Origin of the sequence: Aquabacterium sp. J223, assembly GCF_024666615.1 — a bacterium.
Taxonomy (GTDB): domain Bacteria; phylum Pseudomonadota; class Gammaproteobacteria; order Burkholderiales; family Burkholderiaceae_C; genus J223.
In genome coordinates, this window is record NZ_CP088297.1 from 2,833,584 (window position 1) to 2,856,312 (window position 22,729).

Here is a 22,729-nt window from a genome sequence, read left to right on the forward strand (position 1 = left end):
CGTCCACACCCCTATGGAGTCGCCATGACCATCACCGCCATCAACGTCCGCAACCAGTTCCGCGGCACCATCAAGGAGATCATCGAAGGCCCGGTGGTCAGCGAGGTCGACGTGCAGACCGCCGGGGGCCTCATCGTCACCTCGGTGATCACCACCCGATCGGTGAAGGAGCTTGACCTCCAGGTCGGCCGCGAGGTCGTCGCGCTGGTCAAGTCCACCGAGGTCTCGATCGCCACGCTGTGAGGCCATGGCCCGGCCCGCTGGAACATCGCACGCGCCGAGGCTCCTGATCGTCCCGGGTCTTCACGACAGCGGACCGGAGCACTGGCAGAGCTGGTTGCAGCGCCTGGTGCCGGGCAGCGTGCGGGTGGTGCAGGACGACTGGGCACGGCCGGACCTCGAGGGCTGGAGCGCGCGCATCGCCCAGACGCTGGAACGGGCCGGCCCGGCACCCTGGATCGCGGCGGCCCACAGCTTCGGCTGCCTGGCGCTGGCCCACCACGTGGCCACGCGGCCCGGCTCGCCGCTGCGGGCGGTGTTGCTGGTGGCGCCGGCCGACCCGGCCCGCTTCGGTGTCGAGGCGGCGCTGCCGCAGCGCGCGCTGGGGCCGCACGCCACGGTGGTGGCCAGCCGGACCGACCCGTGGATGAGCGCCGACCGCGCGCTGCACTGGGGCCGGCTGTGGGGCGCCCATTGCCTCGACCTGGGCGACGCCGGCCACATCAACACCGAGGCCGGCTTCGGTCCCCTGCCTCTGGCCCGTCGCTGGGTGCTGGCCATGGGCCGGCGCCTGGCACGCGACCAGCGGCCGGCGCGCCGCACGGTGGCGGAGTGGTCCTTCGCGGTCTGATATCCGGTGGCCGCATGAGCAAAGCCGCTTTGATTCGTTCGGCAAGGACCGCCCGCTGCCTAGCATGGCGGCCATCGCTTCCACCCATGCACCGACGTCCATGAGCCGCTTCCGTCTCTTCCGCCACGCCGCCCTGGCCGCCACCCTCGCCCTCGCCGGCGGCGCCGCCCTGGCCAAGGACATCAGCCTGCTCAACGTCTCGTACGACCCGACGCGGGAGTTCTACCAGGACTTCAACAAGGCCTTCGCCGCGCACTGGAAGGCGAAGACGGGGGGACAACGTCAGCGTCAAGCAGTCGCACGGCGGCTCTGGCAAGCAGGCCCGCTCGGTGATCGACGGCCTGGAGGCCGACGTCGTCACGCTGGCGCTGGCCTACGACATCGACGAGCTGTCCGAGAAGGCGAAGCTCATCCCCGCCGACTGGCAGAAGCGACTGAAGCAGAACAGCGCGCCCTACACCTCGACCATCGTCTTCCTGGTGCGCAAGGGCAACCCGAAGGGCATCAAGGACTGGGACGACCTGGTCAAGCCGGGCATCGGCGTGATCACGCCCAACCCGAAGACCTCGGGGGGCGCGCGCTGGAACTACCTGGCCGCCTGGGGTTATGCCGCCAAGAAGTACGGCAGCGACGCCAAGGCCGAGGAGTTCGTCGGCAAGCTGCTGGCCAACGTGCCGGTGCTGGACGCCGGCGCCCGCGGCTCCACCACCACCTTCGTCGAACGCGGCCTCGGCGACGTGCTGCTGGCCTGGGAGAACGAGGCGCTGCTGGCGCTGAAGGAGCTGGGACCGGACAAGTTCGACATCGTCGTGCCCAGCCTGTCCATCCTGGCCGAGCCGCCGGTGACCCTCGTCGACAAGGTGGTCGACAAGCGCGGCACCCGCGCGGTGGCGCAGGCCTACCTGGAGTACCTCTACTCGCCCGAGGGCCAGGACCTGGCCGGCCAGAACTACTACCGGCCGACCGATCCTGCGACGGCGGCGAAATACGCCAAGCTGTTCCCGAAGGTGAACCTCATCACCATCGACCAGGCCTTCGGCGGCTGGGCCAAGGCGCAGAAGACCCACTTCGCCGACGGCGGCACCTTCGACCGCATCTTCACCCGCAAGTGAGCGGGCGCCGCGGACACGCGGCCTCGGCGGGCGGCCTGCGCAAGCGGCCGCCCGCCGTGCTTCTGGGGATGGACAGCAAACGCCGGCGCCCCCGGAGACCCGGGGAAAGCACCGGCGTTATGCGTCCGTTGGAATAGACTGTGCATTCGGTCGATCCACACAAGAGCTCAGGGAAGGCATGCATGACGACCGGCCAGTCGTTGCGGCGTTGCGTGCCGCGACGGCATCGCGCCACCACGCCATCGAAGTTGTCCTGCGATTGGACCAGCCGCTCAGCCTGCAGCGGTACGGCCGCGTCATCGCCGGGTTCGACTGGTTCCTCCACCACTGGGAATCCCGTTTGCTGCAGTGCCTGCCGGCACGGCTGCACGACTGGTTCCGCGGCCGCTCCCGGCGTTCGCTGGCGCAGCGTGACCTCCGCTGCCTGGCGCCTGCCGCGCCCCACGGCCAGCCGTTCCACGACCCGACCGCCTCCCTGGTGCTGACCGACATCGCCGCGCAGTTCGGCTCGCTGTACGTGATGGAGGGGTCGGCGCTCGGCGGGCAGGTGCTCGCGCGCGACCTGGACCAGCGGCTGGGGCTGACCATCGACCGCGGCAGCGCCTATTTCCATGGGTTCGGCACGGCCACCGGCGCGCTGTGGCGCGAATTCCGGGAGCGGCTGGAACAGGAAGTGGGGCCGCGGCCTGCCGACATCGCGGCCGCCTGCGCGGCCGCCAACGCCACCTTCGACGCCTTGACCGACGCCTTTCGCCACGTGCTCGATGACGCCCCGTACCGCGCTTGACCTGGACCGTTGCGCGGAGGAGCCCATCCGCGTGCCCGGTGCCATCCAGCCCCATGGCCGGTTGCTGGTGCTGGACGGCGCCAGCGGCCGGCCCATCGCCTGCAGCGACAACTGGCCGGACGAGGGCGAACTCCGGCGCGTGGCCGACGTGCTGGCCGGCCCCGCCGCGGAGCTGGTCGACGGCCACGCGCCGAGCAGCCTGGGGCGCCTGCAGGTCGACGGCCGGCTGCAGGAGGTGACCGGCCACCGGCTGTCGGGTCACCTGCTGCTGGAGTTCGAGCCCGCCAGCGCCGACCAGGACGGGCTGCGCGCGCCCATCTACGCCCTGGCCCGCGACTTCCTGCCCCGGCTGCAGGAAGCGGCGACGGTGCAGGCGCTGGTGGAACTGGCGGCGCGCGAGATGAAGCGGCTGACCGGCTTCGGCCGCTGCGTCGTCTACCGCTTCGACGCCGACGACCACGGCGAGGTGCTGGCCGAAGCGGGCGACGAGGGCTACGAGTCCTACCTCGGGCACCACTTCCCGGCGTCCGACGTGCCGGCGCAGGCGCGGGCGCTGTACGTGCAGAACCACATCCGCCTGATCCCCGACGCGCACTACCAGCCGGTGCCGCTGCGGGCGCTGGTGCCGGGGGCTGCGGCGCAGCAGATCGACCTCAGCTTCGCCATGCTGCGCAGCGTCTCGCCGGTGCACCTGGAGTACATGCGCAACATGGGCACGCCGGCCTCGATGTCGGTGTCCATCGTCGTGCGCAGCCGGCTGTGGGGCCTGATCTCCTGCCACGACCATGCGCCGCGGCCCCTGCCGCTGGGCACCCGGGTGGCGAGCGAGCACCTGGGCCGGCTGCTGTCGCTGCAGATCGAGGCCAAGGAGGACAACGAGGAAGTGGCCCGGCGGCTGGAGCTGCGGCAGCTCACGCTGGAGATCGTCGCCCACCTGGCCGAGAGCGACGCCAGCCTGCAGCAGCTGGTGCAGCAGCCGGCGCCGCTGCTGCGGCTGGCGCGCGCCAGTGGCGCGGCGGTGGTGCTGGACGACGAGTGCTGGACCGTCGGCGAGGCGCCGTCGCGCGAGCAGGTGGGTGCGCTGTCGCGCTGGGTGGCGCTGCAGAACCAGGAGGTGGTGCACACCGACCGGCTGCCCAGCGTCTGGCCCGACCCGGCCACCGCAGACGGCCTACCCTCCGGCCTGCTGGCCATCTCGATCTCGCAGGTGCACCGCCACCAGATCCTGTGGTTCCGGCCGGAGGTGGTGCAGACGCTGAAGTGGGCCGGCGACCCGCGGCGCAAGGTCAGCGACCACCACGGCCGCCTGCACCCGCGGCGCAGCTTCTCCACCTGGCAGGAACAGGTGGGCGGCCGCTCGCTGGGCTGGAACTTCGGCGAGGTGTCCGCCGCGCTGGAACTGCGCCAGGCGCTGATCGGCATCGTGCTGCGCCGCGCCGAGGAGATGGCCGAGGTGGCCACCGAACTCGGCCGCGTCAACAAGGAGCTCGAGGCGTTCTCCTACACCGTGTCGCACGACCTGCGCGCGCCGATGCGCCACATCGCCGGCTACGTCGACCTGGTGCTGGACCTGGAGGGCGGCGCGCTCAGCCCGCGCGGCCACCGCTACCTGCAGCACGTGAAGGAGGCCTCGGTCTTCGCCGGCCACCTGGTCGATGCGCTGCTGGACTTCTCGCGCATGGGCCGCTCGGCGCTGAAGCGCACGACGGTGGACGCCAACGAACTGGTCGACGACCTGGTGCGCCAGCTGCGCCAGCAGGAGGCCAGCCGCGACGTGGTGTGGGACATCGCCCACCCGCTGCCCATGCTGTGGGCCGACCCCTTCCTGCTGCAGGTCGCCGTGCGCAACCTGCTGGGCAACGCGGTGAAGTACAGCCGCGACCGCCAGCCGCCGAAGGTGCGGGTGCGCGGCGTGAGCCGGGCCGAGGGCGACGGGCTGGAGATCAGCGACAACGGCGTCGGCTTCTCGATGAAGTACGTCGGCAAGCTGTTCGGTGTCTCCAGCGCCTGCACCAGTCGGAAGAGTTCGAGGGCACGGGCATCGGCCTGGCCAGCGTGCGCCGCATCGTGGAGCGGCACGGCGGGGTGGTGTGGGCCGAAGGCGAACTGGACCGGGGGGCGACGTTCGGCTTCGCCCTGCCGCGCCGGCCGAAGGACGATTGAAGTAGGAGGTGGGGATGCTCAAGCCGATATTGCTCGTCGAGGACGACAAGCGCGACCTGGAACTGACGCTGGTCGCGCTGGAGCGCAGCCAGCTGGCCAACGACGTGATCGTCGTGCGCGACGGCGCGGCGGCGCTGGACTACCTGAAGCGCGAGGGCGACTACGCCAGCCGCCCCGAAGGCAACCCGGCGGTGGTGCTGCTCGACCTGAAGCTGCCCAAGGTCAACGGCCTGGAGGTGCTGAAGACCGTGCGCGCCACCGACACGCTGCGCAGCATGCCGGTGGTGATGCTGACCTCCTCTCACGAGGAGTCGGACGTGCTGCGCAGCTACGAGCTGGGCGTCAACGCCTACGTCGTCAAACCGGTCGAGTTCAAGGAATTCGTCGCCGCCATCGCGGACCTCGGCGTGTTCTGGGCGGTGCTGAACGAGCCGCCCCCGGGGTCGCTGAAGGCGGGTCGACGCCATGCGTGAGGGCACCGGTGCCCTGGCTTGGCGATCGCTGCCCCTGAAGGTCCTGCTGCTGGAAGACTCGCGCTTCGACGCGGAACTGCTCGGCGAACACCTCAAGGCCCACTACCCCGCGGCGGAGATGACGCGGGTGCAGGACGAGGACGGCTTCGTCGCCGCCCTGGCCCAGGGCGGCTGGGACGTGCTGCTGTCCGACTACGAGTTGCCCGGCTTCTCGGGCGCGCAGGCGCTGCAGATCGCGCAGATGGTGGCGCCGCGCACGCCGTTCATCTTCGTGTCCGGCGTCATCGGCGAGGACAACGCGGTGGAGATGCTCAAGCGGGGGGCCACCGACTACGTCAGCAAGGGGCGGCTGTCGCGGCTGCCGGTGGTGATCGACCGCGCGCTGGGCGAGGTGGCCGACCGCAGCGCCCGCGAGCGAGCCGAGAGCCAGCTGCGCGAGGCCGACGCGACCTTCGGCCGGGTGGTGGACTCCCTGCGCGGTTATGCCGTCATCTTGCTCGACCGCGAAGGCTGCATCCGCAGCTGGAACCGGGCGGCCAGCGAGATCTTCGCCCATCCGCCCGAGGCCGTGATCGGCCGCAGCGCCGAGCTGCTGTTCCTGCCCGAGGACCGCGCGCGCGGCGCGCTGCAGGAGGAACTGCGCGTCGCCCGCGAGCAGGGGCTGGCCTCGGACGACCGCTGGATGCAGCGCGCCGACGGCAGCCGCCTGTACGCCGAGGGCGCCGTCACGCCGCTGTACGCCGACGACGGCCCGCTCAACGGCTACTGCAAGGTGGTGCGCGACAGCACCGCGGCCCAGCAGGCGGCCGCCGCGCTGCGCCAGGCGAAGGAAGAGGCCGAGCGCGCCAACCGCGCCAAGGACCGCTTCCTGGCCATGCTGTCGCACGAGTTGCGCACCCCGCTGACGCCGATCGCCACCGCGGCCCGGCTGCTCGAACGCTCGGCCGACGTGCCGGCGGCGCACCGCAGCCTGCTGCCGATGATCCAGCGCAACGTGGCGCTGGAGGCGCGGCTGATCGACGACCTGCTCGACCTGACCTCCATCGCCGCCGGCAAGATCCGCCTGCGCAAGGCGCCGGTCAACCTGCACGAGCTGCTGCACGCGGTGGTGGAGATGCTGGCCGAGCGCATCCAGGAACAGCAGCTGAAGATCGAGTTCGACCTCGCCGCCGGTCGCGCCATGGTCGAAGGCGACGAGGCGCGGCTGCAGCAGGTGCTGTGGAACGTGGTGCGCAACGCGGTGAAGTTCAGCGCGCCGGGCGGCCGTGTGCGGCTGGCCAGCGAGAACGACGGCAACGAGGTGCTGCTGCACTGCGCCGACGAGGGCATCGGCATCGAGCCGGACGCGCTGCCGCGCATCTTCACCGCCTTCGAGCAGGCCGAGCCGGAGGTGTCGCAGCGCTACGGCGGCCTGGGGCTGGGCCTGGCCATCGCGCGCGGGCTGGTGGTCGAACACGGGGGTCGGCTGGAGGCGCGCAGCGACGGCCGGCACCGGGGCGCCACGTTCACGCTGCGCCTGCCGGTGCTCGCCGACCCGCAGGCGCCCTCACCCTCCGGCCCACCGGCCGACGACGGCCGCACCGGCCAGCGCTGCCGGCTGCTGCTGGTGGAGGACAACCTGGACGCGGCGGAGGCGCTGCGGCTGTGGCTGGAGGACCTGGGCTACGACACCACCCACGCCACCACGCGGGCCGAGGCGCTGGCGCTGGCGCGCGAGCGGCACTTCGACGCGGTGGTCAGCGACCTCGGCCTGCCGGACGGCAGCGGCCTCGACCTCGGCCGGGAACTCGGCGACCGCTGCCCGGTGATCGCGCTCAGCGGCTACGGCACCGCCCAGGACGTGCGGCTCTCGTCCGAGGCCGGCTTCGCCGGCCACCTGGTCAAGCCGGTGGACCCGCAGGCCGTGCACCTGCTGGTGCAGCGGCTGCTGTCGCAACGCCGCACGTGATCCACCGGGCCAGGCCGCCTCGGGCGGCCACGGGGGCTGCCCCCTAGCGCGCCAGCCGCGCGAGGGGCGGCCGCCGGACGGCCGGGGGCTTCAGTTCAGGCGAATTCCTGGCGCACCGCCGGCGACATCAGGCGCCGGATGACCCAGCCCAGCAGGGCGCAGGCGGCGAGCACCAGCGCGGCGGCGAAGGCCCGGGTGGCGGTGACGAAGCCGCCGACCACCTCGGCCACCGCCCCGGGCAACGCGGTGCGGCGCAGCGTGGAATCGATCAGCGCCTGCAGCAGCTCGTGCTGCAGCCACAGGCCGGCCACGTGCGCGACCAGGGTCAGCAGCAGCACGCCGATGAAGGCGCGCCGCGCCCATTCCAGCCGCAGCAGCAGGCCGATGGCACAGGCCATGGTGGCCAGCGCCAGCACGATGCCGGCGGCCAGCAGCCAGGGCGAGTAGGTGGCGAGCAGGCTGGTCAGCGGCGGCAGCGCCTGCGCCTGCAGCGACGGCATCAGCGACGCCACCGACGCCGCCTGCAGCACCGCCAGGCTGGCGGCCACGCCGGACAGCACGATGGCGATCCACGCCGTCACGGTGACGAACAACGAGCGGGCTCCGACGGTGAAGGTCTGCGGCATGGCGAACTCCGGCTGCATGGCGGCCATGGTGACGCGGCCGCATGACAGCATTCTTTAGCCGGGCTCCGCTCGTTGTCATTCCCCCACAGGCTGGAAACAGGGTGCTTCTCGCGCGGCGCGTGCATTCGTCACTGCCGCGCTTCGGGGTGCGGCGTCAGCGCGACGACCGGCGCCGCGCGTGCCAGCCCAACGCGCCCAGCCCGCCGAGCATGAGCGCCCAGGTGCCGGGCTCCGGGATGGCCGCCACCGCGGCCACGCCGAGGTCCGGGTGGTCGGTGAAGAAGCCGTCCATGCCCAGCGCGAGGAAGGCGTGGACCTGCCCCTGCAAATCGCCGATCGCCCCGGGCCCGCCCGCCGAATCGAACTCGTCGGGCAGGAAGCTGTTCTCCGCGCGGAAGGTCCAGCCGTGCACCTCCAGGCCGAGCTGGTGCGCGTTGGCCACCAGCGAGGTCGGCGTGCCCAGCCGGCCGTTGACCAGCGGGATCATCAGGTTGGTGTTGGCGCCCACGCCGTCGGCATAACCGTCGATGAAGGCCAGGCCTTGTGCGCCGGCCAGGTCGGCGTAGCTGCGGCCGTCGCCCTGGAGCGTGAAGTCGTAGGGCTGGCCGCTGCCGTTGAGCAGCTGCACCAGGCGGATCTGCGTCTTGCCGTCGAGCGCCTGCAGGTTGCCCACCTCGAAGGACTGGATGTAGACCGGCGCGTCCGCGGCGTTGCCGTAGCTGGCGTGCAGCACGTCCACCAGCGTGTCCTCCATCGAGGTCAGGCCGTGGGCCCGTGCGTGGGCGGCGAAGTAGGTCGGGTGCTTGGTCTCGGGATAGACGCCGATGGTGCGGCCCAGCTCGGCCGACTTGGCCTGCGCCAGCGCGATCACCTCCTGCAGCGTCGGGATGACGAACCGGTCGTTGTAGGCGTTGTTGGCGGTGCGCAGGTCGCGCAGCCGCTCCTGCGCGCGCACGTCGGCGCGCAGCTCGGCGGCGGTGAAGTCCTCCACCCACCAGCCGCCGATCGTCACGCCGTCCAGCGTCTTCACCTTCAGCCGGTCGGCGTACTGCGGCAGCTGCCAGACGTTGGTGCTGGTGTCGGTGCGGTTGAGCTCCGGCTGCCCGTTGACGAGCTTGACGGTGCCGTCGGGGTTGAGGTTGACCCGGGCCAGCATCGGCTCGTGCCGCGCCACCAGCACGCCGTCGCGGGTCATCACCAGGTCGGGCTCGATGTAGTGCGCGCCCTGCTGGATGGCCAGCTCGTACGCGGCCAGCGTGTGCTCAGGCCGGTAGCCGGAAGCGCCGCGGTGGCCGATGACGACCGGCGCCTGGCCGGACAGCGTGGTCCACCCGGTGGCGGCGATGGCGGGGGGTGCGGAGGTCATCAGGGCCAGGGCAACCGGCAGGAGGGTGGGCAGGAGCGCGGGCAGAAGGGCCAGGTGGCGGCGTTGCATGGTCGTCCTTTTCGAAGTTCTGTAAAGCACCGCCGGAAGTGGGTGGCGGCGGGCGCTCGCTAGGCGCCGACGGTGACAGCAGGGTGACGTCTCGGCCACCGGCTGGGCTCGGGGCTTGCCGCCGCGCGGCCATGGAGATCGACCAGGTCCGGCTCGGCGGCGTGCGGTTCGAGGCGGCGCTGTCCGCCCTCCCCGTGCCGACAACCGACGGCGCCTGGGTGCTGGACGCGCTGCGCGGCCTGCACGGCCGGCTGCGCGCCTTCGTCACCGACGCCGCCTGGGTGCTCGACGCCGAGGTGGAACTGCCGGTGCACGGCGGGCGGCTGGACTTCGGCCAGGTGACCGTCTCCCACATCGGGCCCGATTCGGTGATGGGCGCCAGCCACCTCGGCGTCTACGTCGACACGCCGGCGGGCCGTCAGTACCTGGCGCTGTTCGGCTCGGCGCTGCCGCCCGGCGTGGCGTTCGAGCAGCGCGGCGGCGGGCTGCTCGGCCCGCGGGTGCGCGACCGCGGCGGCATCGACCTGCCGGCGTTCGTCGCCGGCGTGCTGCAGCCGCGGGGCGGACCGTTGGTGCGCGCGGCGGGGCCGTCGTGGCAGGCGCTGCAGCGCACCCGGCTGGAGGGCGAGCTGCAACTGGGCGACGGCGCGCTGGCGGGGCCCGGTGCGTCGCTGCGGCTCGACGGCGCCGATCGCGGCCGCAACCGGCTGCTGCTGCGCGCGGCGCAGGCCGGCCACGCGCTGAGCCTCGAGCTGCCCGCGCTGCAAGGGCACGACCTGGTGCTCGAGCGCGGCGGCCAGCGGCTCACGGCCGCGTCGGTCGAGGGTCGGCTGTCGGTGCGGGTGGAAGGCCTGGCCGGCGCCGCGCCGCGGCTCGCCGTCACGGCCGACCCGCTGGTGCTGCGCGGGATGCGGGCAATGCCTGCCGGCTAGACTGCCTGCCCCTTCGACGTCCGCCTCGCCCACCGCATGCCCGCTGCCATCCCCGAATCCCAGCTGCTCCAGGCGCTGTCCACCGTGCCCGACCCCCAGGGCGGCGCCGACTTCGTGACGGCCAGGCGCATCAAGCAGCTGACCATCGGCCCCGACGGCGATGTCGCCTTCGAGCTGGAGCTGGGCTACCCGGCGCGCAGCCGCCATGCGGCGCTGCGCTCGGCGCTGGTGGCCGCCGCCCGCAGCGTGCCGGGCGTGGCCAACGTCAGCGTCGCCATCACGACCCGGGTGGTGGCGCATGCCGTGCAGCGCGGCGTGCAGCTGCTGCCCGGCGTGAAGAACATCATCGCCGTGGCCTCGGGCAAGGGCGGCGTGGGCAAGAGCACCACCGCCGCCAACCTGGCGCTGGCGCTGCAGGCCGAAGGCGCCAGCGTGGGCGTGCTCGACGCCGACATCTACGGCCCCAGCCAGCCGATGATGCTGGGCGCCAGCGGCCGGCCCGAGAGCACGGACGGCCAGACCATGGCGCCGCTGATCGGCCACGGCCTGAAGGTGATGTCCATCGGCTTCCTGGTCGAGCCCGACCAGGCCATGATCTGGCGCGGCCCGATGGCCACGCAGGCGCTGGACCAGCTGCTGCGGCAGACCCGCTGGGGCGACCTGGACTACCTGATCGTCGACATGCCGCCGGGCACCGGCGACATCGCGCTGACGCTGAGCCAGAAGGTGCCGCTGACCGGCGCGGTGATCGTCACCACACCGCAGGACATCGCGCTGCTGGACGCCCGCAAGGGCCTGAAGATGTTCGAGAAGGTGGACGTGCCCATCCTCGGCATCGTCGAGAACATGGCGGTGCACGTGTGCTCGAACTGCGGCCACGCCGAGCACATCTTCGGCGCCGAGGGCGGCCGGCGCATGGCGGCCGAGTACGGCGTGCCCTACCTGGCCGGGCTGCCGCTGGCGCGCTCGATCCGCGAGCAGTCGGACGCCGGCCGGCCGCCGGTGGTGGCCGAACCCGAGGGCGAGATCGCCGGGTTGTACCTGGGCCTGGCGCAGAAGGTGGCCGCCGGCATCGCCGAGAAGGCGAAGGACTACAGCGCCAAGTTCCCGACCATCACCGTCTCCAAGACCACCTGAGGCGGCCCGCGCACGGGGCGCGGCGTGCGGGCACGGTGGCTGCCCGGGCGGGGCTCATCGACTCTCACCGCGTCAGCCACGCGCACCGATCATGATCAAGGCCTTGCTCCTCGCCGCCGCGGCGACCGCTTCCCTCGGACTGGCCGGCTGCCAGCGCAGCGACACCGGCAGCAACGCCGAGGTGGGGGCCGGCAACACCGGCGGCCTGTCCAACCAGAGCCCGACCGCCGGCACCGGCACGACGGTGAATTCGGACAACCGCGCCGGCGAATCGAGCCCATCGGCGTCGACCGGCCCGGCCAACGGCTCGACCGCGATCGGCGGCATGACCGGCGGCGCGGGCACCGGCGGCGGTGGCGGCTCGAGCGGCGGCAGCACCCCGGCGCCGACCGCCGGCGACGGCGCCACGGCGCCCGGGACCGCCGCTTCGCGCTGACGCCTCAGGCCGCCGCGGGCAGCCAGACGGTGAACACCGCGCCGCCGGCATCGCCCGGCGCGGCGGTGATGTCGCCGCCGTAGCGCTCCAGCAGGCTGCGGCTGATCCACAGGCCGAGGCCGGTGCCGTCCTTCTTCGTCGTGACGAAGGGCTGGAACAGGCTGCGCGCGACCTCGGGCGCCAGGCCCGGCCCGCTGTCGGCGATGTCCAGCGCCAGCCGGCCGTCGGCCGCGTCGCGGCTGGCCAGCAGCAGCCGGCCGCCCTCCGGCATGGCCTGCACCGCGTTGACCAGCAGGTTGACCAGCACCTGCTGCAGTTCCTGTCGGTTGACGCCGGCCGGGCGCGTCGCGCCGCGGCGGCGCGCCAGCGCGATGCGGCTGCGACCGAGCAGGTGGCCCACCAGCACCAGGCTGTCGTCCAGCGCCTGCTCCACGTCTACCGCGTCGACGTATCCCGCGTAGTCGGTCGGCCGGGCGAACTGCAGCAGCCGCGTCACGATGAGGCGCATGCGCTCGATCTGCGCATCGGCCAGCGCCAGCTCCGCCCGCACCGGCTCGCCGGCGGGCCCGAGCAGTTCGCGCGCGAGGTCGAGGTTGCCCTGGATCACCGCGATCGGGTTGTTCACCTCGTGCGCGATGCTGGCGGTGAGCTGGCCGATGGCGGCCAGCTTCTCGCTGCGCACCAGCTGCTGCTGCGCGGTCTGCAGCTCGGCGGTGCGCTCGATCACCTTGCGGTCGAGCTCGTCGCGCGATCGCTCCAGCGCCCGGCGCTGCTCGTCCAGCGTGTCGAGCAGGTGGTCGAAGTGGCGGGCCAGGCGGCCGATCTCGTCGTCGGTCTCGACGCGGCCCACCCGGGCGTCCGCGGCGCCGCCTTCGACCTGCGCCATGGTCTGCGCCATGCGTTCCAGCGGGCGGAAGATGTCGCGCGCCCAGCGCAGGCTGAACCAGGCGGCGGCGATCATCACGGTGAAGAAGATGACGCCGATGGCGGCCAGCATGGCCAGCTTGACCGCCGTGAACGGCCGCTCCAGGTAGCCGACGTAGAGCATGCCGACGCGGCGCTGCTCCCGGTCGGCCAGCGGCAGGTAGCCGCTGACGTACCAGTCGTCGACGACGAAGGCGCGGCCCAGCCAGGTCTGCCCGCGGTCGAGCACCGCCTCGCGCACCGCGGCCGACACCCGCGTGCCGATGGCCCGGTCGTCGGAGCCGAAGAGGCGCACGTTGGTGGCGATGCGCACGTCGTCGAGGAACAGCGTGGCCGTGCCCTGGCTGCCGAAGGGCAACGAGCCGGGCGGGTAGACGATCTCGTTCAGGTGGTCGACCAGCCCGAGGTTGCGGTTGAGCAGCACACCGCCCTGCAGGTGCCCGAGCAGGCGGCCGTCGGCCGCCTGCACCGGCGCGCGGGCGATCAGCACCAGCGCGCGGTCCTCGACCTGCGGGCCACCGGGGGCGGCGTTGGGCGTCGTCAGCACCTGGATCGCCCGCGGCGCCAGCTGCGGCGCGATGCGGCGAAGCTGGCCCACGCTGAGCAGCGCCACCGAGGCCTGCGTGCCGGTGGCGTCAGCGGCCAGCTGCGGCATCGGCTCGTCGGCCGGCGACAACGCCAGCCCGTCGTCGCCGACCCACAGCCGGGCCTCGGGCGTCAGCAGGTTGAGGAAGTCCAGGCCATAACGCTGGCGCCCCTCCCGCAGCAGCCGCTGCACCGCGGACGGCTCCGCCAGCGAGGCCACCAGCCGGTGCGAGCCGGCCACCGCCTGCGTGCCCGAGCCCACCTCGGACAGCACGCGGTCGAAGTAGCCCTGCGCCACCGCGAGGTCGGAACGCACCTTGTCGATCAGCAGCCGGTCGACCGCCGCGTTGCCCCACAGCAGCAGCAGCACGCCGAGCAGCGGCAGCACCACCAGCAGCGGCAGCAGGACCAGGGCCAGCAGCTTGTGGCGGACGGACACGCTGGCGCGCGCCGGCCAGGGGCGCCACCACCGCGTCACGCCTGCCATTCGGCGCAGCGCCGCTCCAGCGTGCGCCGCGAGATGCCGAGCAGCTGCGCGGGCGCGGGTCTTGTCGCCGCGCACCGAGTCGAGCACCTGCAGGATGTGGCGCTTCTCCAGGCCGGCCAGGTCGACCGGCGCCGCGTCGTCCGGCTCGGGGGTCGCCGCGCCGGGGTACAGCGCCGAGACGTTGAGCGAGCCGAGGATGAGCGAGCGTTCGACCAGGTTGCGCAGCTCGCGCACGTTGCCCGGCCAGCGGTACTGGCGCAGGTAGTCCAGCTCGGCGTCGCTGACGTCGATCGGCGGCACGCCCAGCGCCGGCGCCAGCAGCGCGATGAAGTGGGCCAGCAGCGCGGGGATGTCCTCCTTGTGCTGGCGCAGCGGCGGCAGCGCCACCTCCAGCACCTGCAGCCGGTAGTACAGGTCGTCGCGGAAGCGGCCGGCGGCCACCTCGGCCGCCAGCGGCCGGTGGGTGGCGGCGACGATGCGCACGTCCACCGCGATCTCCTGCTCGCTGCCCACCGGCCGGATGCGCCGGTCCTCCAGCACGCGCAGCAGCGCGGCCTGCGCGGCCGGCGGCAGCTCGGACACCTGGTCGAGGAAGAGCGTGCCGCCCTGGGCGTAGTAGAAGAGCCCGTCGCGTGCCTTGGTGGCGCCGGTGAAGGCGCCGCGGGCGTGGCCGAACAGCTCGCTCTCGATCAGCTCCGGCGACACGGTGGCGCAGTTCACCGGCACGAACGGCCCCCTGGCGCGGCCGCTGGCGCGGTGCAGCGTCAACGCGGCCAGCTCCTTGCCGGTGCCGGATTCGCCGGTCAGCAGCACCGTGCTGTTCACCGCCGCCGCCCGCTGCAGCGCTTCGCGCAGCTGCCGCATCAGGGCCGAGCCGCCGACCAGCGCGTCCAGCGCCGGCGCGCCGACCTGGCGCTTGAGCACCCAGTTCTCGCGCGTCAGCCGCGAGCGTTCGAAGCTCTGCGTCAGCGCGTTGACGATCTGCGGGATGCGGAAGGGCTTGAGGATGAAGTCCGACGCCCCCGCACGCAGCGCCTCGATGGCGGTCTCCAGGTCGGCGAAGGCGGTGATGAGGATGACCTCGCCGGGGAAGCCCTGCTCCCGCAGCTCGCGCAGCAGCTGCAGGCCGCTCTTGCCGGGCAGCGAGATGTCGAGCACCAGCACGTCGAAACGGCGCGAGCGCAGCAGGGGCTCGGCGGCTTCCGCGCTCTCCGCGCTGGCCACCTCGGCGCCGCGCAGGGCGATGGTCTTGTCGAGGAAGTTGCGCATGCCCTGCTCGTCGTCGACGACCAGGACCTGGCGGTGAGCCCAGGCGGTGGCGTGGGTGCGGCTGCCGGTGTCCATGTGGTCAGAGGCTACCGGATGCGTCCACTGTCGGCCGACCGCCACAGCGGGCCATGCGTACGCAGTTCCCCTTACGACAACTTGTCGCAACGGCCCCGCGACAAGTTGGCGCCGGCCGCTCGCGGCCCGCCCGGCCACCGGGGTGGACTCCGCAAGGGGCGACGGCTGGCACGTGTCTTTCCCGCCGCCCGCCGCCCGGTCGACGCCCTCCTAAGAAAAAGCCCTGATGCCCTTGCGCGCGGGATCCAGGCACAACCGGGTCATCTCGTCGAGGAGAGCACATCCCATGGACATGAACCGGAGGCATTTCTTCCGGGTGAGCGGCGCGGGGCTGGTCGGCTCCAGCCTGGTCGCGTTGGGCTTCTCGCCCACGCAGGCGCTGGCGGAAACCCGCCACTTCAAGCTCGCCCGGACCACCGAAACCCGCAACACCTGCCCGTACTGCTCGGTCGGGTGCGGCGTCGTGATGTACAGCCTGGGCGACAAGTCCAAGAACGTCACGTCGGAGATCATCCACATCGAGGGCGACCCCGACCACCCCGTCAACCGCGGCACGCTGTGCCCCAAGGGCGCCGGCCTGCTCGACTTCGTCCACAGCCCCAACCGGCTGAAGTACCCCGAGGTGCGCGAGCCCGGCAGCAAGGAATGGAAGCGGGTGTCCTGGAACGACGCGCTCACCCGCATCACCGCGCTGATGAAGGCCGACCGCGACGCCAACTTCCAGGCCACCACGGCCGACGGCAAGGTGGTCAACCGCTGGACCAGCACCGGCATGCTGTGCGCGTCCGCCTCCTCCAACGAATCGGGCTACATCACCCACAAGGCGATGCGCAGCCTGGGGATGCTCGTATTCGACAACCAGGCCCGTGTTTGACACGGCCCGACGGTGGCCAGTCTGGCCCCGACGTTCGGCCGCGGCGCGATGACCAACCACTGGGTGGACATCAAGAACGCTGACCTGGTGCTCATCATGGGCGGCAATGCCGCCGAGGCCCACCCCTGCGGTTTCAAGTGGGTGATCGAGGCGCGCAACCACAACAAGGCGCGCCTGGTGGTGGTCGACCCGCGCTTCACCCGCTCGGCCGCGATGGCCGACTACTACGCGCCCATCCGCGCCGGCTCGGACATCGCCTTCCTCGGCGGCGTCATCCACTACCTGCTGTCCAACGACAAGATCCAGCACGAGTACGTCAAGCACTACACCAACGCCAGCTTCATCGTCGGCGAGGCCTACGGCTTCCAGGACGGGTTGTTCAGCGGCTACAACGAGGGCCGCCGCAACTACGACAACAAGAGCTGGGGCTACGAGCTGGACGAGCAGGGCTACGCCAAGGTCGACCCGACGCTGCAGCACGAGCGCTGCGTCATGCAGGTCATGAAGCGGCACTTCAGCCGCTACACGCCGGAGCTGGTCAGCCGCATCACCGGCACGCCGCAGGACCAGTTCATCAAGGTGTGCGAGGCCATCGCCAGCACCAGCACGCCCGACCGCACGATGACCATCATGTACGCCCTGGGCTGGACGCAGCACAGCCAGGGCTCCGAGATGATCCGCACGGCGGCCATCGTGCAGCTGCTGCTGGGCAACATCGGCGTGCCGGGCGGCGGCATGAACGCGCTGCGCGGCCACTCCAACATCCAGGGCCTGACGGACCTGGGCCTGCTGTCGAACTCGCTGCCCGGCTACCTGTCGCTGGCCCGCGAGACCGAGCAGGACCTGGAGACCTACTACAAGCCGCGCGCGCTGAAGCCCCTGCGTCCCAACCAGATGAGCTTCTGGCAGAACTACCCGAAGTTCTTCGTCAGCCTGCAGAAGGCGTGGTGGGGCAACGCGGCGACGGCGGAGAACCAGTGGGCCTTCCACTACCTGCCGAAGATCGACAAGGTCTACGACGTGCTGCAGGCCTTCGAGATGATGAACCAGGGGCAGCTCAACGGCTACATCTGCCAGGGCTTCAACCCGGTGGGTTCCTTCCCGGACAAGAAGAAGGTGGTCGACGGGCTGTCGAAGCTCAAGTTCCTGGTCACCATCGACCCGCTGGTCACCGAGACCAGCGAGTTCTGGCGCAACTTCGGCGAGCACCACGACGTCAAGCCCGAGGACATCCAGACCACGGTGTTCCGCCTGCCGTCGACCTGCTTCGCGGAGGAGGACGGCTCGCTGACCAACTCCGGCCGCTGGCTGCAGTGGCACTGGAAGGGCGCCGAGCCGCCCGGCGAGGCCAAGCCCGACCCGGAGATCATCGCCGAGCTGTTCACCCGGCTGCGCGCGGCCTACGCCAAGGACGGCGGCGCCTTCCCCGACCCCATCGTCAACCTGACCTGGCCCTACCGGAAGCCGACCAGCCCCTCTCCCGAGGAGCTGGCGATGGAGTACAACGGCCGCGCCATCACCGACCTCGTCGACCCGAAGGACGCGACCAAGGTGCTGGCCCGTGCCGGCGAGCAACTGCCCGGCTTCGGCCTGCTGCGCGACGACGGCAGCACGTCGGCCGGCTGCTGGATCTACACCGGCGCCTGGACGCAGGCCGGCAACCAGATGGCCCGGCGCGACAACGCCGACCCCTGGGGCATCGGCCAGACGCTGAACTGGGCCTGGGCCTGGCCGGCGAACCGGCGCATCCTCTACAACGCCGCCTCCACCGACCCCACCGGCAAGCCGTGGATCGCCAAGCGCACGCTGGTGCGCTGGAACGGCCAGCGCTGGGCCGGCGCCGACGTGCCGGACATCCGGCCCGACGCCAACCCGGCCGACGCCGACCGGGTGCAGCCGTTCATCATGACGGCCGAGGGCGTGGCCCGCATGTTCGCGCCCACCGGCATGGCCGAGGGCCCGCTGCCGGAGCACTACGAGCCCTTCGAGTCGCCGCTGGCGAACAACCCGATGCACCCGAACAACCCCAAGGCGCGGGCCAACCCTGCGGCGCGGGTGTTCAAGGGCGACCTGGAGCGCATGGGCCTGCCGAAGGACTTCCCGTACGTCGCCACCAGCTACCGGCTGACCGAGCACTTCCACTACTGGACGAAGAACGTCAAGACCAGCGCCATCATCCAGCCGGAGCAGTTCGTCGAGATCGGCGAGGAGCTGGCCAAGGAGAAGGGCATCGCCAACGGCGACACGGTCAAGGTGTCGAGCAAGCGCGGCTTCATCAAGGCCAAGGCCGTGGTGACCAAGCGCCTGCGCACCCTGCAGGTCGACGGGCAGAAGGTGCACACCGTCGGCCTGCCCAACCACTGGGGCTTCGTCGGGGTGGCCAAGCCGGGCTACCTGGTCAACACGCTGACGCCGTTCGTCGGGGACGCCAACACGCAGACGCCCGAGTACAAGAGCTTCACCGTGAACATCGAAAGGGCGTAAGCGATGTCCTCCCTGCAATCCCTCGACATCGCGCTGCGCTCCGCGACCACCACGCCGACGCCGCAGGCGCGCAAGAACGTCGAGGTCGCCAAACTCATCGACGTCTCCTCCTGCATCGGCTGCAAGGCCTGCCAGGTGGCGTGCATGGAGTGGAACGACCTGCGCGACGACGTCGGCGACACCGTGGGCACCTACGACAACCCGCGCGACCTGACGCCTCAGTCGTGGACGGTGATGCGCTTCTCCGAGGTGGAAACCGAGGAGAACCGGCTGCAGTGGCTGATCCGCAAGGACGGCTGCATGCACTGCGAGGACCCGGGCTGCCTGAAGAGCTGCCCGGCCCCGGGCGCCATCGTCAAGTACACCAACGGCATCGTCGACTTCATCAGCGAGAACTGCGTCGGCTGCGGCAACTGCGTCATCGGCTGCCCGTTCGACGTGCCGCGGCTGTCGAAGGAGGACAGCAAGGCCTACAAGTGCTCGCTGTGCTCCGACCGCGTCGGCGTCGGCCTGGAGCCGGCCTGCGTCAAGGCCTGCCCCACCGGCGCCATCCGCTTCGGCAGCAAGGAGGACATGCTGGACTACGGCGCCGAGCGGGTGACCGACCTGAAGGAGCGCGGCTTCGACAAGGCCGGCGTCTACGACCCGGCCGGTGTCGGCGGCACGCACGTGGTCTACGTGCTGCAGCACGCCGACAAGCCGGGCCTGTACCACGGCCTGCCGGAGAACCCGACCATCAGCCCGATGGTCTCGCTGTGGAAGGGCGTGGCCAAGCCGCTGGCGGTGGCGGCCATGGTCGGCGCCGCGGTGGCTGGCTTCTTCCATTACATGAAGGTCGGTCCGGTGGAAGCGAAGGACGACAACGACGACGCGCCGCGACCGGCCGATGCCAAGGCCGACGAGGTGATCGACGGCACCGGCCATTCGCCCCGCACGCCGGCCTGAAGGAGAGCGACCATGCCCCGCTACATCCAGCGCTACACCGACGGCCAGCGGCTCAACCACTGGCTGATCGCCCTGCTCTTCCTCTGCGCCGGCGCCTCCGGCCTGGCCTTCTTCCACCCCAGCCTGTTCTGGTTGTCCACCTTCTTCGGCGGTGGCACCTGGGCGCGCATCCTGCACCCCTTCCTCGGGGTGGCGATGGCGCTGGCCTTCATCGGCCTGGCCGTGCGGCTGTGGCGGGAGAACCTGCTGCATTCGCACGACCGCGAATGGCTGCGCCACGCGCCGAAGATGCTGAAGGGCGACAAGGCCGGCATGCCGCCGGTCGGCAAGTACAACGCCGGGCAGAAGGCGGTGTTCTGGGTCTTCGTGGTGGCGCTGGCGGTGCTGCTCGTCACCGGCTTCATGTTCTGGCAGCCCTGGTTCGCACCGGCCTTCGCCATCCCGCTGCGCCGGGTGGCGGTGCTGCTGCACGCCATCGCGGCCTTCGTGCTGGTGCTGGGCGTCATCGTCCACGTCTACGCGGCGATCTGGGTCAAGGGCACGGTGCGGGCGATGACCCGCGGCACGGTCAACGAGGGCTGGGCGCGCCAGAATCACCCGCTGTGGCACCGTGAGGTGACCCAACGCGCGGCCGCCGGCACGACGCCCGGTGTCACCCCCGGCCTCGGCCGTCCCCTGCCCCCCACCCGAAGCACGCCTTGAGCCTTTCCTCCACCGCCCGGCTGCTGTCGCCGGAAGAGATCGCCGTCAACTCCGGCGAGCCGGCGCCCTTCCTCCGCCTGCCCGAGCGGGCCAGCGTCTTTGCCGACCGCGCGCTGCGCCTGCGGCAGCTGTCCGCCGGGCATGCGATGCGCGACTTCCTGCTCTTCGCGGCGCAGCTGACCGAGGCCCAGCATGCCGCGTTGCAGCGTGAACGGCCGGGCCTGGTCCTGCCCGAGCCGAAGGCGCTCGACGATGCCGCCCGCGACGGCGTGGCACCGCTGCAGGCCGACTGGCTGCTGCGCGACGCTGCGTGGCGGCCGGAGCTGCGCGACCTGCTGACCGCGCTGCTGCCGCGACTGGCGAACAGCCCGGCGCGGCCGATGGTCGAGCAGGTGGCGGCCTGGGACGACGATCGACTTCAGCAGCAGGCCGAGCGGCTGCTCACCGGCGTGATGCAGGGCCTGGACCTGGGCGCCGCGCCGCTGCTGGCGGCCGGCCTGCAGCTGCACCTGACGCGGCTGGTGCTGGCGGTGCAGCAGCGCCACGACGCCGCGGCCGCGCCCGGCGCCATCGCGCCCTTCGGCCGCGTCGACGACGCCACGGCCTGCCCCTGCTGCGCCGGCCGGCCCACCGCCAGCGTCACCCGCATCGGCGCCGACACCTCGGGCTTTCGCTACCTGCACTGCTCGCTGTGCGCCACGCAGTGGCACCTGGTGCGCATCAAGTGCGCCCGCTGCGACAGCACCAAGGGCATCACCTACCGCTCGCTGCAGCCGGTCGAAGGCCGGGCCACCCCGCCGGCCGGCGCCGGCCGGGATGCGGTGCAGGCCGAGTGCTGCGGCGAGTGCGGCCACTACCTGAAGATCGTGCACATGACGCGCGACCCGCAGGTCGAGCCGGTGGCCGACGACCTGGCGTCGCTGACGCTGGACCTGCTGGTGGCCGAGGAGGGCCTGCAGCGCCACGGCCTGAACCTGCTGCTGCTGTTCGGCGACCCCGAAGGCGACGCCGACGACCCCGGAGGCGGCTGATGACGACGCCCGTCGGGTCCATCGTGCATGGTCCGAAGGCGAGTCCCCAGGCCCTCCCTTCGATTCACAACCTGCTGCGCCTGCCCGCCGTGACGGCGCTGGTGCAGGCCCATGGCCACACCCTGATCGCCGGCGAGGCGCGGGCGCTGCTGGAGGGGCTGCGCGCGCTGGCCGTGGGCGGCACCCTCGCCGGCGAGGCCGTGCAGCCCGCGGCCCTGGCGCAGGCCCTGACGGAGCGGGTCGCGCGGCGCCTGGCCTCCAACATCCGGCCGGTGCTCAACCTCACCGGCACGGTGGTCCACACCAACCTCGGCCGCGCGCTGCTGCCGCAGGCCGCGCTGGACCTGATCACCGAGGTGATGGCCGGCCCGAACAACCTCGAATACGACCTGGCCGCCGGTGGCCGCGGCGACCGCGATGCGCTGGTCGAGGGCCTGCTGTGCGAGCTGACCGGCGCCGAGGCGGCCACGGTGGTCAACAACAACGCCGCGGCGGTGCTGCTCACCATCGCCGCGCTGGCCGGCGGGCGGGAATGCATCGTCTCGCGCGGCGAGCTGGTCGAGATCGGCGGCGCCTTCCGCATGCCGGACGTGATGGCCGCCGCCGGCGCCACGCTGGTGGAAGTGGGCACCACGAACCGCACCCACGCGCGCGACTACGAGCGCGCCATCGGCGAACGCACCGCGCTGCTGATGAAGGTGCACACCAGCAACTACGTGGTGCAGGGCTTCACCGCCGCGGTGGACGAGGCCGAGCTGGCCGCCATCGCCCATGCCCGGGGCCTGCCGCTGGCCAGCGACCTGGGCGCCGGCTCGCTGGTCGACCTGTCGACCTGGGGCCTGCCGCGGGAGCCGCTGCCGCAGGAGAAGCTGGCTGCGGGTTGCGACGTCGTCACCTTCAGCGGCGACAAGCTGCTCGGCGGGCCGCAGGCCGGCTTGATCGTCGGCCGGCGCGACGCCGTCGAGCGCATCCGCCGCTTTCCGATGAAGCGCGCCCTGCGCATGGGCAAGCTGCCGCTGGCGGCGCTGGAGGCCACGCTGCGGCTGTACCTGCGACCGGAGAAGCTGACGGACACGCTGCCCACCCTGCGGCTGCTGACCCGCCCGCTGGCGCGCATCCAGGCCGTGGCCGAGGCGCTGCTGCCGTCGGTGCAGGCGGCGGTGCAGCCGCGTTATGACGTCGAACTCGTCGCGCTGCAGGGCCAGATCGGCTCCGGCTCGCTGCCCGTGGACCGCCTGCCCTCGGCCGGGCTGGCGCTGTCGCCGGCGGACGCGAAGAAGAAGGGCAGCGGCCGCGCGCTGGACGCCCTGGCCGCCGCCCTGCGCGCCCTGCCCCGCCCGGTGATCGGCCGCATCGCCGACGACCGGCTGCTGCTGGACCTGCGCTGTCTCGAAGAGCCGCGCCTGCTGTTCGAGCAGCTTTCCACCCTGCAGGGCCTGCTGGCCCGATGATCG

General features: G+C 72.0%; 17 protein-coding genes and 2 pseudogenes. 16 read left to right on the forward strand and 3 right to left on the reverse strand.

What is annotated here, in order from left to right:
- Positions 1-24: 24 nt before the first annotated feature.
- From LRS07_RS13525 to LRS07_RS13555, 8 genes and pseudogenes are all read left to right on the forward strand, one after another.
- Complete coding sequence (locus LRS07_RS13525; RefSeq protein ID WP_260498540.1) at positions 25-243, forward strand: TOBE domain-containing protein; 219 nt, start codon at positions 25-27, stop codon at positions 241-243.
- Positions 244-247: 4 nt separating this feature from the next.
- Positions 248-850 carry an RBBP9/YdeN family alpha/beta hydrolase gene (locus tag LRS07_RS13530; RefSeq protein ID WP_260498541.1) on the forward strand — a complete coding sequence of 201 codons (603 nt, stop codon included), beginning with the start codon at positions 248-250 and terminating at the stop codon, positions 848-850.
- A 100-nt stretch (positions 851-950) separates the two neighbouring features.
- A pseudogene (locus LRS07_RS13535) lies at positions 951-1,962 on the forward strand (sulfate ABC transporter substrate-binding protein).
- A gap of 259 nt (positions 1,963-2,221) precedes the next feature.
- Positions 2,222-2,749, forward strand: coding sequence for a biliverdin-producing heme oxygenase (locus tag LRS07_RS13540; protein ID WP_260498542.1), 528 nt, complete (start codon positions 2,222-2,224; stop codon positions 2,747-2,749).
- Positions 2,727-4,694: pseudogene (locus LRS07_RS13545) on the forward strand (GAF domain-containing protein); the annotation flags it as partial. The gene LRS07_RS13540 and the pseudogene LRS07_RS13545, both read left to right, overlap by 23 nt.
- Positions 4,695-4,816: 122 nt before the next feature.
- Positions 4,817-4,912 (forward strand): hypothetical protein, encoded by a 96-nt coding sequence (locus LRS07_RS22275; RefSeq protein ID WP_409450644.1) that lies wholly within the window; start codon positions 4,817-4,819, stop codon positions 4,910-4,912.
- A 14-nt stretch (positions 4,913-4,926) separates the two neighbouring features.
- On the forward strand, positions 4,927-5,385 hold the full coding sequence (locus LRS07_RS13550) for a response regulator (RefSeq protein ID WP_260502114.1): 459 nt from the start codon (positions 4,927-4,929) through the stop codon (positions 5,383-5,385).
- Positions 5,378-7,333 (forward strand): hybrid sensor histidine kinase/response regulator, encoded by a 1,956-nt coding sequence (locus tag LRS07_RS13555; RefSeq protein ID WP_260498543.1) that lies wholly within the window; start codon positions 5,378-5,380, stop codon positions 7,331-7,333. Before LRS07_RS13550 ends, LRS07_RS13555 begins: the two co-directional genes overlap by 8 nt.
- Before the next feature lie 95 nt (positions 7,334-7,428).
- On the opposite strand, the gene LRS07_RS13560 is transcribed toward LRS07_RS13555, so the two are convergent.
- Together LRS07_RS13560 and LRS07_RS13565 are read right to left on the reverse strand one after the other, a co-directional pair.
- Entirely contained in the window at positions 7,429-7,986 is a 558-nt protein-coding gene (locus LRS07_RS13560; RefSeq protein WP_260498544.1) for a hypothetical protein, read from the reverse strand.
- Positions 7,987-8,113: 127 nt separating this feature from the next.
- Positions 8,114-9,394, reverse strand: coding sequence for a glycerophosphodiester phosphodiesterase family protein (locus tag LRS07_RS13565; protein WP_260498545.1), 1,281 nt, complete (start codon positions 9,392-9,394; stop codon positions 8,114-8,116).
- Positions 9,395-9,525: 131 nt separating this feature from the next.
- Here LRS07_RS13565 and LRS07_RS13570 point away from each other — a divergent pair, with 131 nt between their 5' ends.
- The 3 genes from LRS07_RS13570 to LRS07_RS13580 all read left to right on the forward strand — a co-directional run bounded on the left by LRS07_RS13570 (position 9,526) and on the right by LRS07_RS13580 (position 11,899).
- Entirely contained in the window at positions 9,526-10,326 is an 801-nt protein-coding gene (locus tag LRS07_RS13570) for a hypothetical protein (protein WP_260498546.1), read from the forward strand.
- Positions 10,327-10,362: 36 nt separating this feature from the next.
- The gene (gene apbC, locus LRS07_RS13575) at positions 10,363-11,463 is read left to right on the forward strand and encodes an iron-sulfur cluster carrier protein ApbC (RefSeq protein ID WP_260498547.1); all 1,101 of its coding nucleotides are present in this window, start codon (positions 10,363-10,365) and stop codon (positions 11,461-11,463) included.
- A 91-nt stretch (positions 11,464-11,554) separates the two neighbouring features.
- Positions 11,555-11,899 (forward strand): hypothetical protein, encoded by a 345-nt coding sequence (locus LRS07_RS13580; RefSeq protein ID WP_260498548.1) that lies wholly within the window; start codon positions 11,555-11,557, stop codon positions 11,897-11,899.
- A gap of 4 nt (positions 11,900-11,903) precedes the next feature.
- On the opposite strand, the gene LRS07_RS13585 is transcribed toward LRS07_RS13580, so the two are convergent.
- Positions 11,904-15,239, reverse strand: coding sequence for a sigma 54-interacting transcriptional regulator (locus tag LRS07_RS13585; RefSeq protein WP_260498549.1), 3,336 nt, complete (start codon positions 15,237-15,239; stop codon positions 11,904-11,906).
- Positions 15,240-15,525: 286 nt separating this feature from the next.
- Between LRS07_RS13585 and fdnG the strand changes: the two genes are divergently transcribed.
- Genes fdnG through selA form a run of 5 tightly spaced genes read left to right on the forward strand, consistent with a single transcriptional unit; the run spans position 15,526 to position 22,726 of the window.
- Positions 15,526-18,597, forward strand: coding sequence for a formate dehydrogenase-N subunit alpha (fdnG, locus tag LRS07_RS13590; RefSeq protein WP_260498550.1), 3,072 nt, complete (start codon positions 15,526-15,528; stop codon positions 18,595-18,597).
- A gap of 3 nt (positions 18,598-18,600) precedes the next feature.
- Complete coding sequence (gene fdxH, locus LRS07_RS13595) at positions 18,601-19,542, forward strand: formate dehydrogenase subunit beta (RefSeq protein ID WP_260498551.1); 942 nt, start codon at positions 18,601-18,603, stop codon at positions 19,540-19,542.
- Between the two features lie 12 nt (positions 19,543-19,554).
- Positions 19,555-20,244, forward strand: a complete 690-nt coding sequence (locus LRS07_RS13600; RefSeq protein ID WP_260498552.1) for a formate dehydrogenase subunit gamma — start codon at positions 19,555-19,557, stop codon at positions 20,242-20,244.
- Positions 20,241-21,275, forward strand: coding sequence for a formate dehydrogenase accessory protein FdhE (gene fdhE / locus LRS07_RS13605; protein WP_260498553.1), 1,035 nt, complete (start codon positions 20,241-20,243; stop codon positions 21,273-21,275). The genes LRS07_RS13600 and fdhE overlap by 4 nt, the downstream gene beginning before the upstream one ends.
- Positions 21,275-22,726 (forward strand): L-seryl-tRNA(Sec) selenium transferase, encoded by a 1,452-nt coding sequence (gene selA / locus LRS07_RS13610; RefSeq protein ID WP_260498554.1) that lies wholly within the window; start codon positions 21,275-21,277, stop codon positions 22,724-22,726. Before fdhE ends, selA begins: the two co-directional genes overlap by 1 nt.
- Positions 22,727-22,729 lie beyond the last annotated feature (3 nt).

Coding starts and splice junctions, on each gene's coding strand:
- LRS07_RS13560 (WP_260498544.1), bottom strand. CDS start 7,986: ATGGCCGCCATGCAGCCGGAGTTCGCCATGCCGCAGACCTTCACCGTC.
- LRS07_RS13565 (WP_260498545.1), bottom strand. CDS start 9,394: ATGCAACGCCGCCACCTGGCCCTTCTGCCCGCGCTCCTGCCCACCCTC.
- LRS07_RS13530 (WP_260498541.1), top strand. CDS start 248: ATGGCCCGGCCCGCTGGAACATCGCACGCGCCGAGGCTCCTGATCGTC.
- LRS07_RS13585 (WP_260498549.1), bottom strand. CDS start 15,239: ATGGACACCGGCAGCCGCACCCACGCCACCGCCTGGGCTCACCGCCAG.
- LRS07_RS13580 (WP_260498548.1), top strand. CDS start 11,555: ATGATCAAGGCCTTGCTCCTCGCCGCCGCGGCGACCGCTTCCCTCGGA.
- LRS07_RS13525 (WP_260498540.1), top strand. CDS start 25: ATGACCATCACCGCCATCAACGTCCGCAACCAGTTCCGCGGCACCATC.
- LRS07_RS13570 (WP_260498546.1), top strand. CDS start 9,526: ATGGAGATCGACCAGGTCCGGCTCGGCGGCGTGCGGTTCGAGGCGGCG.
- apbC (WP_260498547.1), top strand. CDS start 10,363: ATGCCCGCTGCCATCCCCGAATCCCAGCTGCTCCAGGCGCTGTCCACC.
- LRS07_RS13550 (WP_260502114.1), top strand. CDS start 4,927: ATGCTCAAGCCGATATTGCTCGTCGAGGACGACAAGCGCGACCTGGAA.
- selA (WP_260498554.1), top strand. CDS start 21,275: ATGACGACGCCCGTCGGGTCCATCGTGCATGGTCCGAAGGCGAGTCCC.
- LRS07_RS13600 (WP_260498552.1), top strand. CDS start 19,555: ATGCCCCGCTACATCCAGCGCTACACCGACGGCCAGCGGCTCAACCAC.
- fdxH (WP_260498551.1), top strand. CDS start 18,601: ATGTCCTCCCTGCAATCCCTCGACATCGCGCTGCGCTCCGCGACCACC.
- LRS07_RS13555 (WP_260498543.1), top strand. CDS start 5,378: ATGCGTGAGGGCACCGGTGCCCTGGCTTGGCGATCGCTGCCCCTGAAG.